The 15,234-nt window shown below is 73.8% G+C and carries 11 protein-coding genes; 7 read left to right on the top strand and 4 right to left on the bottom strand.

Annotated features, from left to right (window positions below):
• Positions 1–285: 285 nt before the first annotated feature.
• From lon to AB0E96_RS27120, 3 genes are all read left to right on the top strand, one after another.
• The gene (gene lon, locus AB0E96_RS27130; protein ID WP_359828096.1) at positions 286–2,685 is read left to right on the top strand and encodes an endopeptidase La; all 2,400 of its coding nucleotides are present in this window, start codon (positions 286–288) and stop codon (positions 2,683–2,685) included.
• Positions 2,686–2,829: 144 nt separating this feature from the next.
• Entirely contained in the window at positions 2,830–3,384 is a 555-nt protein-coding gene (locus AB0E96_RS27125) for a GtrA family protein (RefSeq protein ID WP_359828095.1), read from the top strand.
• 18 nt (positions 3,385–3,402) lie between these two features.
• Positions 3,403–4,611 (top strand): ROK family protein, encoded by a 1,209-nt coding sequence (locus AB0E96_RS27120; protein ID WP_359828094.1) that lies wholly within the window; start codon positions 3,403–3,405, stop codon positions 4,609–4,611.
• Between the two features lie 96 nt (positions 4,612–4,707).
• Here the strand turns inward: AB0E96_RS27120 and AB0E96_RS27115 are convergent, their stop codons facing one another.
• The gene (locus AB0E96_RS27115; protein ID WP_359828093.1) at positions 4,708–5,760 is read right to left on the bottom strand and encodes an ABC transporter permease; all 1,053 of its coding nucleotides are present in this window, start codon (positions 5,758–5,760) and stop codon (positions 4,708–4,710) included.
• Between the two features lie 126 nt (positions 5,761–5,886).
• Here AB0E96_RS27115 and AB0E96_RS27110 point away from each other — a divergent pair, with 126 nt between their 5' ends.
• Positions 5,887–6,336 carry a MarR family transcriptional regulator gene (locus AB0E96_RS27110; protein WP_359828092.1) on the top strand — a complete coding sequence of 150 codons (450 nt, stop codon included), beginning with the start codon at positions 5,887–5,889 and terminating at the stop codon, positions 6,334–6,336.
• A gap of 167 nt (positions 6,337–6,503) precedes the next feature.
• Positions 6,504–8,060, top strand: coding sequence for an MDR family MFS transporter (locus tag AB0E96_RS27105; RefSeq protein WP_359828090.1), 1,557 nt, complete (start codon positions 6,504–6,506; stop codon positions 8,058–8,060).
• A gap of 111 nt (positions 8,061–8,171) precedes the next feature.
• On the opposite strand, the gene AB0E96_RS27100 is transcribed toward AB0E96_RS27105, so the two are convergent.
• Both AB0E96_RS27100 and AB0E96_RS27095 read right to left on the bottom strand, forming a co-directional pair.
• The gene (locus tag AB0E96_RS27100; protein WP_359828089.1) at positions 8,172–8,423 is read right to left on the bottom strand and encodes a hypothetical protein; all 252 of its coding nucleotides are present in this window, start codon (positions 8,421–8,423) and stop codon (positions 8,172–8,174) included.
• A gap of 26 nt (positions 8,424–8,449) precedes the next feature.
• A complete protein-coding gene (locus tag AB0E96_RS27095; protein ID WP_359828087.1) occupies positions 8,450–9,634 on the bottom strand; it encodes an inorganic phosphate transporter in 1,185 nt (394 codons plus the stop codon).
• A gap of 337 nt (positions 9,635–9,971) precedes the next feature.
• Here AB0E96_RS27095 and AB0E96_RS27090 point away from each other — a divergent pair, with 337 nt between their 5' ends.
• Positions 9,972–11,516, top strand: coding sequence for an NlpC/P60 family protein (locus AB0E96_RS27090; protein WP_359828085.1), 1,545 nt, complete (start codon positions 9,972–9,974; stop codon positions 11,514–11,516).
• A 121-nt stretch (positions 11,517–11,637) separates the two neighbouring features.
• Here the strand turns inward: AB0E96_RS27090 and AB0E96_RS27085 are convergent, their stop codons facing one another.
• The gene (locus AB0E96_RS27085; protein WP_359828083.1) at positions 11,638–13,917 is read right to left on the bottom strand and encodes an FdhF/YdeP family oxidoreductase; all 2,280 of its coding nucleotides are present in this window, start codon (positions 13,915–13,917) and stop codon (positions 11,638–11,640) included.
• 144 nt (positions 13,918–14,061) lie between these two features.
• On the opposite strand from AB0E96_RS27085, the gene AB0E96_RS27080 reads away from it, so the two are divergent.
• Entirely contained in the window at positions 14,062–15,198 is a 1,137-nt protein-coding gene (locus AB0E96_RS27080; RefSeq protein ID WP_359828082.1) for a protein kinase, read from the top strand.
• Positions 15,199–15,234 lie beyond the last annotated feature (36 nt).

The raw sequence follows: 15,234 nt of genomic DNA, 5'->3' as shown, positions 1-15,234 counted from the left end.
GCTCCCGCGACGGCTCCCGCGACGGCTCCCGGTGCGGCGTCCGCGCGGGTGGTGCGGCCGGCGCGTTGACGCCGTCGCCCGCCCGGGGCGTTCCGGGGGCGGGGGCGTTCCGCTCAGGATCATTTAAGGCGCGCTTGGTGTTCTCTTAGGGCTCTTTTGACGCGGTCGGGTGCGGTGCCTTCCTCGTCGGGGCGTGTTCGCTCACAGCGAACTGGACGTCGGGAACATCCGGCGGTCGCCAGGCCTTAGTCAGGTCGACTCAAGTTCGCTGACTGGGGAGAGATCATGGCATCGACGTCCGCACCGCTCACCCTGCCCGTGCTGCCGCTCGACGACGAGGTCGTCCTGCCGGGCATGGTCGTCCCGCTGGACCTGAAGGACACCGAGGTGCGCGCCGCGGTCGAGGCCGCCCGGGCCGCCGCCACCGGCACCGGCAAGCCGCAGGTCCTGCTGGTTCCGCGGGTGGACGGCTCGTACGCGGCGGTCGGCACGCTGGCCACCGTGGAGCAGGTCGGCCGGCTCGCCGACGGCGACCCGGCCGCGCTGGTGCGCGCCGTGCGCCGGGCCCGCATCGGCGTCGGCACCACCGGCCCCGGCGCCGCGCTGTGGGTGGAGACCACGCCGTTCAAGGAGTCCTCGGTCGGCATGCCCGTGGCCGGCCGGGCCGCCGAGCTGGTCAAGGAGTACAAGGCGCTGTCCACCCAGTGGCTGCGCAGGCGCGGGGCCTGGCAGATCGTCGACCGGGTGGCGCAGATCGAGGGCGTCGGCGAGCTCGCCGACAACATCGGCTACGCGCCCTTCGCCACCGCCGAGCAGAAGCTCAAGGTGCTGCTGGAGGCCGACCAGGTCGCCCGCCTGGAGTACGCGCTCACCCTGCTGCGCGACCACCTCGCCGAGGAGGAGGTCAACGACACCATCCGCAAGGACGTCGAGGAGGGCGTGGCCAAGCAGCAGAAGGAGTTCCTGCTCCGCCGCCAGCTGGAGGCCGTCCGCAAGGAGCTGGCCGAGCTGAACGGTGAGGCGGCCGACGAAGAGGGGGACTACCGCGCCCGGGTCGAGGCCGCCGACCTCCCCGAGAAGGTCCGCGAGGCCGCGCTCAAGGAGGTCGACAAGCTGGAGCGCGCGTCCGACCAGTCGCCCGAGGGCTCCTGGATCCGCACCTGGCTGGACACCGTCCTGGAGCTGCCCTGGAACGAGCGCACCGAGGACGCGTACGACATCGCCGGTGCCCGCGCGGTGCTGGACGCCGACCACGCCGGCCTGGCCGACGTGAAGGAGCGGATCGTCGAGTACCTGGCCGTCCGCAAGCGCCGCGCCGACCAGGGGCTCGGCCTGGTCGGCGGCCGTCGAGGGGGCGCGGTGCTCGCCCTGGTCGGCCCGCCCGGTGTCGGCAAGACCTCGCTCGGCGAGTCGGTGGCCCACGCCATGGGCCGCAAGTTCGTCCGGGTCGCGCTCGGCGGCGTCCGGGACGAGGCGGAGATCCGCGGCCACCGGCGCACCTACGTCGGCGCGCTGCCGGGCCGGCTGGTGCGGGCGATCAAGGAGGCCGGTTCGATGAACCCGGTCGTCCTGCTGGACGAGATCGACAAGGTCGGCTCCGACTACCGGGGGGACCCGTCCGCAGCCCTGCTGGAGGTGCTCGACCCGGCGCAGAACCACACCTTCCGGGACCACTACCTGGAGGTCGAGCTCGACCTCTCCGACGTCGTCTTCCTCGCCACCGCCAACGTGCTGGAGGCCATCCCCGAGCCGCTGCTCGACCGGATGGAGCTGGTCCGGCTGGACGGCTACACCGAGGACGAGAAGGTCGTCATCGCCCGCGACCACCTGCTCCCGCGCCAGCTGGAGAAGGCCGGACTCGGCGACGGGCAGGTCACCGTGGACGAACCGGCGCTGCGCAGGCTCGCCGGGGAGTACACCCGGGAGGCCGGCGTGCGCACCCTGGAGCGCTCGATCGCCCGGGTGCTGCGCAAGATCGCCGCACAGGCCGAGCTGGGCGAGCGCGAGCTGCCCGCCGCGGTCGGCGCGGACGACCTGCGCGCCCTGATCGGCCGCCCGCACCACGTGCCGGAGTCCGCCCAGGAACCGGCCGAGCGGCGCACCGCCGTCCCCGGCGTGGCCACCGGCCTCGCGGTGACGGGCGCCGGCGGCGACGTCCTCTACATCGAGGCCTCGCTGGCCGACGCCGAGACCGGCGGCACCGGGCTGACCCTCACCGGGCAGCTGGGCGACGTCATGAAGGAGTCCGCGCACATCGCGCTCTCCTACCTGCGCTCGCGCGGCGCCGAGCTGGAGCTGCCGGTCACCTCGCTGCGCGACCGCGGCGTGCACCTGCACATCCCGGCCGGGGCCATCCCCAAGGACGGGCCGAGCGCCGGCATCACCATGACCACGGCGCTGGCCTCGCTGCTCTCCGGCCGCAAGGTGCGCACCGACGTGGCGATGACGGGCGAGGTGTCGCTGACCGGGCGGGTGCTGCCGATCGGCGGGCTGAAGCAGAAGCTGCTCGCCGCCGACCGGGCCGGGATCACCACGGTGATCATCCCCAGGCGCAACGAGGCCGACCTCGACGACGTCCCGGCCGAGGTGCTGGAGCGGCTCACCGTCCACCCGGTGGCGGACGTCCGGGAGGTGCTGGAGCTGGCGCTGGAGCCGGCCGGGGCCGCGGTGCTGGTGGCCGCCTGACCCGCCGTCCCGGGTCGCCCGCACGGGCCGACCCGGGACGGCCTCGGGGGCTCCCGGGGCTCCCGAGCCGTGGCGGCGGAACGGCCCGGGAGCCCACCGGCGATCTGAACGGCCGACGGCATCCCCGCGTGCGAGACTGCGGAGATGCCGTCCCCCACGCAGCGGGCCCTGGCCCGGGTGCCCGCCCGGCTGCGCCCCTTCCTGGTGCGGCACCGCCGGCTGGTGAAGTTCCTGCTGGTCGGGAGCGGCTGCTTCGTGCTCACCACGGTGATCAACTTCGAGCTCAGGTTCACCGTGCTGGAGCACAAGCCGGTGGTCGCGCTGACGGTCGCGACGGTGATCGGCACCGTCGTCTCCTACGTGCTGAACCGCCGCTGGGCGTTCCGGGCCGACGGGCGGCAGCGCGCCGCGCTGACGTTCCTCCTGGTCAGCGTGGTGGCGATCGCCGTCAACGACGTCCCGCTGGTGGTCTCCCGGTACCTGCTGGACCTGCGGGAGCCCTACATCGGCTCCTTCCAGCAGGAGGTCGCGGACTTCCTGAGCGGGATGGTCGTCGGCACCTTCGTGGCGATGCTGTTCCGCTACTGGGCGATACGGCGGTGGGTCTTCCCGCCGCCCGCCGGACCGCCCCCGGTGCCGACGGCGGTGCCCCCGGAACCCGGTTACGCTGCACCCGAGATGCCACGGGATGTGCCGTAGAGGGGCGAGGTGAGCCTGATGCACGAGCCGGACCCGGTCCGGACCGGGCCCGCCAGCCAGCAGGGGATGCGCAGGGCCAACCTGGCGCTGGTGCTCGGGACGATCGCCGGCGGGCCGCGCTCGCGCGCCGAGGTGGCCGCCGGCACCGGCCTGACCAGGGCGGCCGTCTCCTCGCTCGCCGAACAGCTGATCTCCGCCGGCCTGGTGGTCGAGGAGGGCCGCGCCGCGCCCAGCGGCAAGGTCGGCCGCCCCGGCACCGCGCTCGGCCTCAACCCGGCCGGGCCCGGCGGCCTCGGCGCCGAGATCGGGGTGCGGCACCTGGGCGCCTGCGTGGTCGACCTGCGCGGGGAGGTCCGCGCCTGGCGGCGCCGGGAGGTCTCCAACCACGGCCGCGAGCCCGCCGCCGTGATGGCCGACCTCGCCCGGCTGCTGGACGAAACCGTCGCCGAGGCGGGGCTGCGCCCGGCAGGCCTCACCCTGGCCGTACCCGGGCTGGTCGGCGCCTGCGGCGGGGTGCTCCAGCGGGCCGCCAACCTGGGCTGGCAGGACGTCCCGCTGGCCGCCGCGCTGCGCCCCGCGCTGCGGACGGCCGGGGGAGGCCTGGCCGAGCTGCCGATCGAGGCGGACAACGAGGCCAACCTCGGCGGACTGGCCGAGCGCTGGCTGGGCGAGGGCCCGGAGGACTTCCTGTACGTCTCCGCCGAGGCCGGGGTCGGCGCGGCGATCGTGGTCGGCGGCCGGCTGCTGCGCGGGGCCGGCGGCTTCGCCGGCGAGTTCGGCCACGTGCCGGTCCACCCCGACGGGCTCCGCTGCGCCTGCGGGGCACGGGGCTGCCTGGAGCAGTACGCGGGCGAGGCGGCGGCCCTGCGGGCGGCCGGCCTGACCGGGGCCCGGGGCGACTGGGTGGCGCTGCTCGCCGACCGCGCCGAAGCCGGGAACGGGGCCGCGCTCGGAGCGCTGGCCGGGGCGGGTGCGGCGCTCGGCACCGCGGCCGCCGGCGCCGTCAACCTGCTGGACCCGGCCCGGGTGGTGCTGGGCGGCGGCTACGCCCGGCTGGCGCCCTGGCTGCTGCCCGCGATGCGGGCCGAGCTGGCCGCCCGGGTGACGGTGCGGCCGTGGTCCGGGGACCGGCTGACGGTCTCCCCGCTGGGCCGCCGGGGCCCGCTGCTGGGCGCGGCGGTGCGGGTCGTCCGGGCCGTTCTGGCCGACCCGGGGCTGCTCGGGTAGGCGTTCCCCGGGCCCCGGGCCCCGGGCCCCCGGGGAACGCCCGAGCCCCCGGCCGGTGGGGGCCGGGGGCTCGGTACGGCGATCGGTGGCGGAGGCTCAGGCCGCGGCCTCGGCCTCGCCGGCGACCAGCTCGCGGCCGCCGGAGCGCGGGCCGCGCAGCACGGCCAGCAGGGCGACGCCGATGCCGATCAGCGCCCAGACGACCATGACCAGGATCGGCAGCCCCAGGTTGGTGGAGCCGAAGTAGGCGATCGACTTGGTGGCGGTGGTGCCGGCCCCGTTCGGGATCCAGGAGCCGATCGCCCGCCAGAACGGCGGCGTCATCGGCGCCGGGTAGACGCCGCCCGCGCTCGGGTTGCCGAGCACCACGAAGATCAGCACGGCGACGCCGATGCCGAGGATGTCGAACAGGCACTGGAGCGCCATGGTGAACGCGCCGACCGTGAACACCACCAGGGCGCCGATGGCGCTCAGGGCGAGGACCGAGCCCGGCAGGGCGTTCAGCACCGGTCCGGCGATCACCGTGCCGAGGACGCCGGCCCCGACCGAGTACACCGCGAGGACGCCGAGGCGGATCAGCAGGCGGTTGACGTTGGCCGGCTTGGAGCCCGCGCTGATGCCGAGGATCGAGGCGACCAGGTAGCCGCCGACGCACCAGCCGATCACCAGGTAGAAGGCGGAGAGGCCGTTGTTGTCGCCCTTGGCGAGCGGCACGACGTCCTGGACCTTGACCGTGCGGCCCTGGCTCTGGTCGATCGCGGTGGTGATGCTCTCGGCGGCCTTGGCGGCGGCGGTGCCGCGGGCGCTGCCGACCAGCAGGGTGTCCTGGGTGGAGGTCGGGTCCACGACCAGCGCGGCGTAGAGCTTCTGGTCCTTGATCTGCTGGGTCGCCGTCTCGGCGTCGGGCGCGGTGACGGCGCGGACGGCGTCGTTCGGCACCGACTCCAGCGCGCCGACCAGCTTGGGGGCGACCTGCGGCGGGGCGACCACCGCGATGGAGAGGTTCTGCGGGGTCGGCTTGTGCAGCGCTCCGATGTAGGAGGTGATGAAGCCGAGCTGGAGCAGCAGCACGCCGATCACGAGCAGTGCCGCGCGCGGGGTGACCGCGCTCTTCAGTTCGGCGAGGAAACCCTGCCCCGGGGCTGCCATCCACATCTCCTTGTGTAACGGGGGAAAACGGTACTTCCAGAACCGATACTTCATACCATGAAGTAGTTGGCTTGTCGCACCCCCACGCCGGGCCGTCCGCGGGTGTCGCTGCGCGATACTGGCGCGGTGAGTGACGAGGAATCCCTGGTGGCGGTGGAGCGCGAGGTCGCGCTGATGTTCCGGCGGGGCCGGGCCAGAGTGGCGGAACTCTCACGGCGGGTGCACCCCGGGCTGGAGGGGATGGCCTACAGCCTGCTCGCCTACATCGAGCAGGCCGGGCCGGTGCGGGTGACCGACGTCGGCGTGCACTTCTCGATCGGCAAGGCGACGGTGAGCCGGCAGGTCCGGACGCTGGAGGAGCTGGGCCTGGTGGCCCGGGAGACGGACCCGCTGGACCGCCGGTCCGCGCTGGTCTCGCTCACCGAGGACGGGCGGCGGCGCTACCTGGCCGCGCACGACGTCCGGATGCGCCGGGTGCGCGAGGTGATGGGGGGCTGGTCGCCGGAGGACGTGACCCGCTTCGCGGAGCTGCTGCACCGCTTCAACGACGTGCTGGAGGAGCCGCCGACCGACTGACCGGGCGGTCGGCGGCGGCGTGGCCGGGCCCCGGGCAGGGGCTTCGGCGGCGGACTTTACTTTCCCTTGAAGAAAGTTGCCTTATTCAACCATCTGGTCTTATGGTTGCTTACGGCAACGAAATTTCATGATCCGCGTATCCCGCGCGCACCCGCCGAAGGACCCAGATGACCGTGACCACCGAGGCCGCGAGCGGAACCGCCGCCGCGACCGACAGTCAACAGATGACGCACCGCCAGGTGATGGAGGCACTCTCCGGCCTGCTGCTCGGCCTGTTCGTGGCCGTGCTCTCCTCGACCGTCGTCTCCAACGCCCTGCCGCACATCCTGGCCGACCTGCACGGCGGCCAGTCCGCGTACACCTGGGTCATCACCGCGGCCCTGCTCACCCTCACCGCCTCCACCCCGATCTGGGGCAAGCTCTCCGACCTCGTCAGCAAGAAGCTGCTGCTGCAGATCGCCCTGCTGATCTACATCGGCACCTCGGCGCTGGCCGGCCTTTCGCAGAACACCGGCGAGCTGATCGCCTGCCGCGCGCTCCAGGGCATCGGCGCCGGCGGTGTCGTGGCGCTCGGCCAGATCTGCCTGGCCGCGATGGTCCCGGCGCGCGAGCGCGGCCGGTACAGCGGCTACTTCGGCGCGGTCTTCGCGCTCGCCACCATCGGCGGCCCGCTGATCGGCGGCGTCATCGTGGACACCTCCTGGCTCGGCTGGCGCTGGTGCTTCTACGTCGGCATCCCGTTCGCGCTGGTCGCGATCCTGGTGGTGCAGCGCACCCTCAAGCTGCCGGTGGTCAAGCGCAAGGCGAAGATCGACTACCTGGGCGCGCTGGTCATCACCGCCTCGGTCAGCCTGCTGATGATCTGGATCACCCTGGCCGGCAAGAACTACGCCTGGGTGTCCTGGCAGACCGCGGCCATGGTCGGCGGCGGACTGGTGCTGGGCGCCCTGGCCGTCGTGGTCGAGCGCCGCGCCGCAGAGCCGATCATCCCGCCGAGCCTCTTCAAGTACCGCACCGTCACCCTGGCCGCGCTGGCCAGCGTGCTGGTCGGCGTCGGGATGTACGGCGCGACCACCTTCCTCAGCCAGTACTTCCAGCTGGCCCGCGCCAAGTCCCCGACCATGGCCGGCCTGATGACCCTGCCGATGATCCTCGGTCTGGCGGTCTCCTCCGCGGTGGCCGGCCGACTGATCACCAAGTACGGCAAGTGGAAGGCCTACCTGGTCTCCGGCACCGCGCTGCTCGCCGTCGGCTTCGGCCTGCTGGGCACCGCCCGGGCCGACACCAGCTACGTGCTGCTCTCCGTCTACATGGCGATCACCGGCGTCGGCCTCGGCCTGACCAGCCAGAACCTGGTGCTCGCGGTGCAGAACACGGTGCCCCGCAACGAGCTCGGCGCGGCCAGCTCGGTGGTCACCTTCTTCCGCACCATGGGCGGCGCGATGGGCGTCTCCGCGCTCGGCGCGCTGATGTCCAACAAGGTCGCCCACTACCTGGCCGAGAACCTGGCCGCCGCGCACATCCCGGCGTCGCCCGCGGCGTCCGGTGGCGGCATCCCGGACCTGGCCAAGCTGCCGGCCCCGATCGTGCCGCTGGTGACGGACGCCTTCGGCCACGGCGTCGGCACCATCTTCCTGTGGGCCGCCCCGTTCGCGGCGCTGGCCTTCGTCACGGTGCTCTTCATCCGGGAGACCGCGCTGAAGACCACCACCCAGGAGGGCTGACCGGCCGGCGGGCCGACCGCGGCCGGGATACGCCGAAGGGCCGGGGAGTGCGGAGACACTCCCCGGCCCTTCGTGCCGCGTACGGCCGCCCGGTCGCCCGGGCCACCGGGGCTAGTGGCCGGCGATCAGCGACAGCCCGTAGAGGACGGCGCCGCCGCACAGCGCGAAGCAGGTGTACGCGCCGACCAGGGCGAGCCTGCCGCCGCCCGGGGCCGCCGCGGCGCCCTCCCGCGCACCGGCGCCGGCCGCGGCCTCGCGGCGGGACAGCGCCAGGATGCCGAGGGCGAAGACGGCGACCACGGCGAGGGTGACGCCGAAGCTGATCCCGGCGGTCTGGGCCAGGGCGTTCCACTTGATGTGCATGGTGAGTGCTCCTCAGCCTGCGGCGCTCAGGCCGCGACCGTGGTCGAGGCGGGGGTGGGGGCGGGGGCGTTCGTGGCACCGGCCGGTGCGACCTCGACCGGAGTGACGTCGACGTCGTTGACGTTGTCCGCGCCGACCGGCTGGCGGCGGGAGATCAGCCACATCGCCGCGGAGCCGGCCACCAGCACGGCGCCGACCAGGGCGATGCCCCAGTTGCCCTGCTCGGCCAGCAGGGCCGCGCCGCCGGAGACCACCGCGGCGGCCGGCAGGGTCAGGCCCCAGGTGTAGACCATGCGGCGGACCAGGCTCCAGCGCAGCTCGCCCTTCGGGCCGCCGAGGCCCGCGCCCATGATGCCACCGGAGCAGACCTGGGTGGTGGAGAGGCCGAAGCCCATGTGCGAGGAGGTCAGGATGACGGTCGCGGCGGCCGACTCGGAGGCGAAGCCCTGGGGCGGGCGGATGTCCGCCAGGCCCTTGCCCATCGAGCGGATGATCCGCCAGCCGCCCATGTAGGTGCCGAGCGCGATCGCGGCACCCGCGGAGACGACCACCCAGGTGGGGGGCAGCGCGCCGTGCGGCAGGGCGCCGACCGAGACCAGGGTGAGGGTGATGATGCCCATCGTCTTCTGGGCGTCGTTGGTGCCGTGCGCGAGCGAGATCAGCGAGGAGGAGAAGACCTGGCCGGTCTTGAAGCCCTTCTCGGTGGTCGCGGTGTTGCCCTTGCGGGTGATCGCGTAGGCCAGCTTGGTGGCGCCCCACGAGGCGAGTCCGGCGACGAACGGCGACGCGACGGCGGGGATGAGGATCTTGGTGACCACGGTGTCGAAGTTGACGCCGTTCATGCCGACGCCGACGATCGTGGCGCCGATCAGGCCGCCGTACAGGGCGTGCGAGGAACTGGACGGCAGTCCGCGCAGCCAGGTCAGCAGGTTCCAGAGGATCGCGCCGGCCAGTGCGGCGAAGATGATCTCGGGGTGGACTCCGGCCTTCTCGTTGACGATGCCGCCGGAGATGGTGGTGGCGACCTTCACGGAGAGGAACGCACCCGCGAAGTTGAGCAGGGCCGCGATGGTGACCGCGACCTTCGGACGAAGGGCTCCGGTCGCGATCGCGGTGGCGGCCGCGTTGGCGGTGTCGTGGAACCCGTTGGTGAAGTCGAAGGCGAGCGCCGTGATGATCACAACGGCCACCAGGAACGAGATGTGTTCCATACCCAAACAATCGTCTTAGTTGTCGCACGGACGTTGATGACGTCGCGACCGTAGGTCTGCTTGGTAAACGGAAGGTGAACTAGGCCGGGAATCGTGGTTCCGATGGTTGACTCGCGGTAACCGGCATCTTTCATCAGGGTGACACGGAGCGCGCTGAACTGGACTTCAGCGAAGAACATGCCGGTTCGACCCGGTTTGCTGAGAGCTGTCTCACAGATCAATCGAGAATTAACCTCCCGGTCCGCGCGCACCCTGTTTCCGGTGAGTAACCCGTGGGAGGATCTGCGGGATCCGGGAAGCCGGGACAGGGGCAGTGCGCGGCGGGGAGGACCAGGCCATGGGCGGGGCGGGACAGAGAGCGGAGACGGCAGGCGTACGGCCCTGGGTCCGGGCGGCGCTGCGCTGCGGAGCCGTCCTCGCGGCCGCGGCACTCGCGCTGCCGATGGGCGCTCAGGCCGCCTGGGCCGCCCCCGACCCGGGCGCCGGGCAGGTCGTCGCCGGCGCGGACCCGCTCGCCGCCGCCAAGGCCACCCTCGGCCCGCTGCTCGACCAGCTGCACGCGCTCTACCAGGGCGCCGAGGCCGCCACCGAGCAGTACAACGGCGCCGTCGCCAAGGCGGCGGAGCAGCAGACCTCGCTCACCGACCTCCAGGGCCGGATGGACCGCCAGCAGAAGCAGGTCGACGCCGGCACCGACATCGCCTCGCAGCTCGCCGCCGCGCAGTACCGCAACGGCGCCACCTCGGCCTACGCCGAACTGCTGCTCTCCAAGGACCCGTACGAGGCGGTCGTCATCGCCGAGCTGCTGGCGTCGGCCAGCCGCTCGCAGTCGGAGTTCCTGGACCGGCTGAAGGGCGACCGGGACGCGCTGGACGGGCTGAAGAAGCAGACCGAGGAGGCGCTGAAGAGCTCCCAGGCGCTGGTCGTCCAGCAGGACGCGGCCAAGGCCAAGGCCGCCGCCGACCTCGCCGCCGTCGAGCAGATGGTCTCCTCCCTGACCGGCGCCCAGCGGACCGAACTGGAGCAGCTGGAGAAGGCCAAGGCGGACGAGGCGCAGCTCGCGTTCCTCGCCACCGGGGCGCTCGGCAAGGGCGAGCGCACGCCCTCCGTGCAGGGACGCGCGGCCATAGCCTTCGCGCTGGCGCAGCTGACCAAGCCGTACCTGTGGGGCGGCACCGGCCCGGACGCCTACGACTGCTCCGGCCTCACCTCGCAGGCCTGGCTGCACGCCGGCCGGCCGATCCCGCGCACCAGCCAGGAGCAGTGGGCGCAGCTGCCGCACGTGCCGCTCAACCAGATGCGGCCCGGCGACCTGGTGGTCTACTTCCAGGACGCCTCGCACGTCGGGATGTACATCGGTGGCGGGCTGATCGTGCAGGCGCCGCGGCCCGGGGCGTTCATCAAGATCTCGCCGGTCGCCTCGATGCCGATCCTCGGAGCCGTCCGGCCGGACCCGTCCGGCGCCGCGGACGAGGCCGGCGGCGTCTGGAAGGTGCCCGACCTCCCGGCGGGCTGGGACACCGTCACGCCGATCGTGCCCAGCCCGGCCGCCCCGGCGCCGGCCCCGTCCAACCCGGGCGGCGCGGTGACGCCGCCGGCCGTGCCGGAGACGCCGGGCACGCCCACCGACCCGGGCACGCCGTCCGGCACCGGAACGCCGTCGACCCCGGGCACGCCGTCGGGCACCGGCACCCCCGCGCCGACCCCGACCGGGACGCCGGGCACCCCGACCCCGACCGACACCCCCGGGACGCCCGCGCCGACCGGCACCGGGAGCCCGACGGGGACCCCTGCCGGGACGCCGAGCGGCACGGGCTCGGCGAGCGCCACGGCGGCGGGCAGCGCCACGGCCACGCACCCGCTGGGCACGCCGACGCACTGATCGGGCCGTGGCCGGTCGGGCCGTACCGATCGGGTCGTGAACGAGGAGGCCGCCCCGCGTCACCGGACGCGGGGCGGCCTCCGTGCCGTCCGGGGCCGGGCCGGGGCCGGTGCGCGGGCGGCTACTCGCCGCTGTCGGGGGCGAAGCGGATCACGACCGCCTTGGAGGTGGGGGTGTTGCTGACGTCGGCGGTGGAGTCGAGCGGCACCAGGACGTTGGTCTCGGGGTAGTAGGCCGCCGCCCCGCCGCGGGCGACGGGGTAGTGGACGACCCGGAAGTGCGGGGCGCGGCGCTCCACGCCGTCGGTCCACTCGCTGACCAGGTCGACGTACAGGCCGTCGGCGAGTCCGAGCTCCTCGGCGTCCGCGGGGTTGACCAGGACCACCCGGCGGCCGCCCTTGATGCCGCGGTAGCGGTCGTCGAGGCCGTAGATCGTGGTGTTGTACTGATCGTGCGAGCGCAGGGTCTGGAGCAGCAGCCGGCCCGGCGGGACCTCGGGGGCGGTCAGCGGGTTGACGGAGAAGTTGGCCTTCCCGGTCGCGGTCGGGAAGGTGCGGGAGTCCCGGGGGCCGTGCGGCAGGGTGAAGCCGCCGGGGCGGCGGACCTTCTCGTTGAAGTCCTCGAAGCCCGGCACGACACGGGCGATCCGGTCCCGCAGAGTGTCGTAGTCGGCGGCGAAGTCCTCCCACGGCACGGTGTCCCCGGGCCCGAGCACGGTGCGGGCGAGCCGGCAGACGATCGCGGTCTCGGAGAGCAGCCCGGGGGCGGGCGGGCGCAGGCCGCCGCGCGAGGCGTGCACCTGGCCCATCGAGTCCTCGACGCTGACGAACTGGGCGCCGCGGGCGGTGACGTCCCGGTCGGTGCGGCCCAGGGTGGGCAGGATCAGGGCGCGGGCGCCGGTGACCACGTGCGAGCGGTTGAGCTTGGTGGAGACGTGGACGGTCAGCCGGCAGCGGCGCATCGCGGCCTCGGTGACCTCGGTGTCGGGGGTGGCCGCGACGAAGTTGCCGCCCATCGCGAAGAAGACCCCGATCCTGCCGTCGCGCATCGCGCGGATGGTGTCCACCGAGTCGAGGCCGTGCTCGCGCGGCGGTTCGAAGCCGAACTCCCCGCCCAGCGCGTCCAGGAAGGCGGCGCCGGGGCGCTCGAAGATGCCCATCGTCCGGTCGCCCTGGACGTTGCTGTGCCCGCGCACCGGGCAGACCCCGGCGCCGGGGCGGCCGACGTTGCCGCGCAGCAGCAGGAAGTTGACCACCTCGCGGATGGTCGGCACGGCGTGCTTGTGCTGGGTGAGGCCCATCGCCCAGCAGACGATGATCTTCTCGGACCGCAGCACCAGCCGGCCGAGCTCCTCGATCTGCTCCCAGGGCAGGCCGGTCGCGGCGAGCACCTCGTCGCGGTCGGTCTTCCGCGCCTGGGCCTCGAACTCCTCGAAGCCGTGGCAGTGTTCGGCGACGAAGCCGTGGTCGACGCCGTCCTGCTCCAGGACGATCCGGTTCAGCGCGCGGAACAGCGCGAGGTCGCCGCCGAGGCGTATCTGCAGGAAGAGGTCGGTCAGCTTGGTGCCGTGGCCGACCAGGCCGCGGGCGTGCTGCGGGTTCTTGAACCGCTCCAGGCCGGCCTCCGGCAGCGGGTTGACGCTGACGACGGTGGCGCCGGCCCGCTTGGCGCGCTCCAGCGCGGAGAGCATCCGGGGGTGGTTGGTGCCCGGGTTCTGGCCCGCCACGATGATCAGGTCGGCCTGGTAGAGGTCCTTCAGACCGACGCTGCCCTTGCCGACGCCGAGGGTCTCGGTGAGCGCCGAGCCGGAGGACTCGTGGCACATGTTGGAGCAGTCCGGCAGGTTGTTGGTGCCGAGCCGGCGGGCGAACAGCTGGTACGCGAAGGCGGCCTCGTTGCTGGTCCGGCCGGAGGTGTAGAAGGCGGCGCCGTCCGGGGTGTCCAGGGCCTTCAGCTCCTCGGCGATCAGCGCGAAGGCGTCGTCCCAGGAGACCGGGGTGTAGTGGGTGGCGCCCTCGTCGAGCAGCATCGGCTGGGTGAGCCGGCCCTGCTGGCCGAGCCAGTAGCCGGAGCGGCCGGCCAGGTCGGCGACCGGGTGGGCGGCGAAGAACTCGGCGCGGATGCGGCGCTCGGTGGCCTCCTCGGCGACGGCCTTGGCGCCGTTCTCGCAGAACTCGGCGGTGTGGGGCTTGTCCGGCTCCGGCCAGGCGCAGCCCGGGCAGTCGAAGCCGTTCTGCTGGTTGACCTTGAGCAGGGTGGCCAGGGTGCGGCGGGCGCCCATCTGCTCGGCGGCCATCCGCAGGCTGTGGCCGACGGCGGGCAGCCCGGCGGCCGCGTGCTGGGGCGCGGACACCTCGGGGGCGTCCTGGGCCGGGTCGCTCTGCGGGGCCTGCTTGGCCATGGCCGCTCTCCTCGGGCTCTGCTGGTCCGGGCCGCCGCGTCGTCGCGGGGCCCGCCATCCATCCTTCCACCTGGCCGGGGGCGGCGGGAGGGCGGCGGGCGGCGTCGCTAGAGTCTGTGGGACACAGCCGACGGGGGAGGGCGCGTGCGACTCGGGGACGTCCTGGACGACCGGTACGAGCTGGTGCAGAAGCTCGGGCAGGGCGGCTTCGGGGTGGTGTGGCGGGCCGAGGACCTCCGGCTGGGGCGTTCGGTGGCGGTCAAGGTCATCGGGCACCACGACGGCGACCAGGCGAAGGCGGCGCTGCGGTTCGTCCGCGAGGCGCACGCCGCGGGCCAGTTGTCGCACCCGCACATCGTCACCGTGCACGACCTCGGCCAGTGCGGGACGGAGGAGGACCGGGAGGTCACCTTCCTGGTGATGGAACTGCTCACCGGCCGCACCCTGACCCAGGTGATCCGGGCGGGGCTGCCGGACCCGGAGCAGAGCCTGCGCTGGGGGCGGCAGATCTGCGAGGCGCTGGCGGCGGCGCATGACGCGGGCATGGTGCACCGGGACATCAAGCCGGACAACGTGATGATCACCGACACCGGGCAGCTGAAGGTGCTGGACTTCGGCATCGCCCAGCTGGACACCGGCGCGGCCGGGCTGACCACCGTCGGGACGGTCATCGGCAGCCCGCCGTACATGGCCCCCGAGCGGTGGACCGGCGACCGGGTGGACGGACGGGCCGACCTGTACGCGCTCGGCTGCGTCCTGGTCGAACTCTGCACCGGGGCAAGGCCGTTCGCGGGGGACTCGACGCCCGTGCTGATGTACCAGCACCTCAACGAGCCGCCGCCGGCGGTGGACCCGGCCCGGCACGGGCTGTCGCCGCACCTGCCGGTGCTGCTCGCCGAGCTGCTGGCGAAGGACCCGCAGGACCGGCCGGCCGACGCCCGGACGGTCGCGCGCCGGCTCGCGGACCTGGCGGAGGGCAAGGAGCCGACCCCGGCACCGCCCGTCCGGCCCGCGCCGACCACCCGGCGGGCCGCCGCCCGGCAGGTCCGGCCGCGCGGCCGGATCCGGCAGCCGAACCTGAAGCCGGTGGGGCGGCCGCCGCTGGTGCTGCCCGATCCGCCGCGGCCCGTCCGCCCGGACCGCCCGGATCGCCGCCTGGACCGCCCGGACCGGCCCGACCTGCCGCCGGCCGCCGTCGAGGACGAGGCGGCCGTCCGGGGCCGGCTGCGGGAGGGGCTGCGTTGTTGTCCGCGACGGCGCTGTACTCGTCGGGGCCGGTGACGCCCTCGATGCGGAACCTCCCGGCCACGTCGTGGT

The sequence above is a fragment of the Kitasatospora sp. NPDC036755 genome, assembly GCF_040636595.1.
GTDB lineage: Bacteria > Actinomycetota > Actinomycetes > Streptomycetales > Streptomycetaceae > Kitasatospora.
The sequence above is the reverse complement of the archived record's forward strand: the minus strand, read 5'-3'. Positions and strand labels throughout refer to the sequence as shown.

Coding starts and splice junctions, on each gene's coding strand:
- AB0E96_RS27090 (WP_359828085.1), top strand. CDS start 9,972: ATGGGCGGGGCGGGACAGAGAGCGGAGACGGCAGGCGTACGGCCCTGG.
- AB0E96_RS27100 (WP_359828089.1), bottom strand. CDS start 8,423: ATGCACATCAAGTGGAACGCCCTGGCCCAGACCGCCGGGATCAGCTTC.
- AB0E96_RS27095 (WP_359828087.1), bottom strand. CDS start 9,634: ATGGAACACATCTCGTTCCTGGTGGCCGTTGTGATCATCACGGCGCTC.
- AB0E96_RS27115 (WP_359828093.1), bottom strand. CDS start 5,760: ATGGCAGCCCCGGGGCAGGGTTTCCTCGCCGAACTGAAGAGCGCGGTC.
- AB0E96_RS27120 (WP_359828094.1), top strand. CDS start 3,403: ATGCACGAGCCGGACCCGGTCCGGACCGGGCCCGCCAGCCAGCAGGGG.
- AB0E96_RS27125 (WP_359828095.1), top strand. CDS start 2,830: ATGCCGTCCCCCACGCAGCGGGCCCTGGCCCGGGTGCCCGCCCGGCTG.
- lon (WP_359828096.1), top strand. CDS start 286: ATGGCATCGACGTCCGCACCGCTCACCCTGCCCGTGCTGCCGCTCGAC.
- AB0E96_RS27105 (WP_359828090.1), top strand. CDS start 6,504: ATGACCGTGACCACCGAGGCCGCGAGCGGAACCGCCGCCGCGACCGAC.
- AB0E96_RS27085 (WP_359828083.1), bottom strand. CDS start 13,917: ATGGCCAAGCAGGCCCCGCAGAGCGACCCGGCCCAGGACGCCCCCGAG.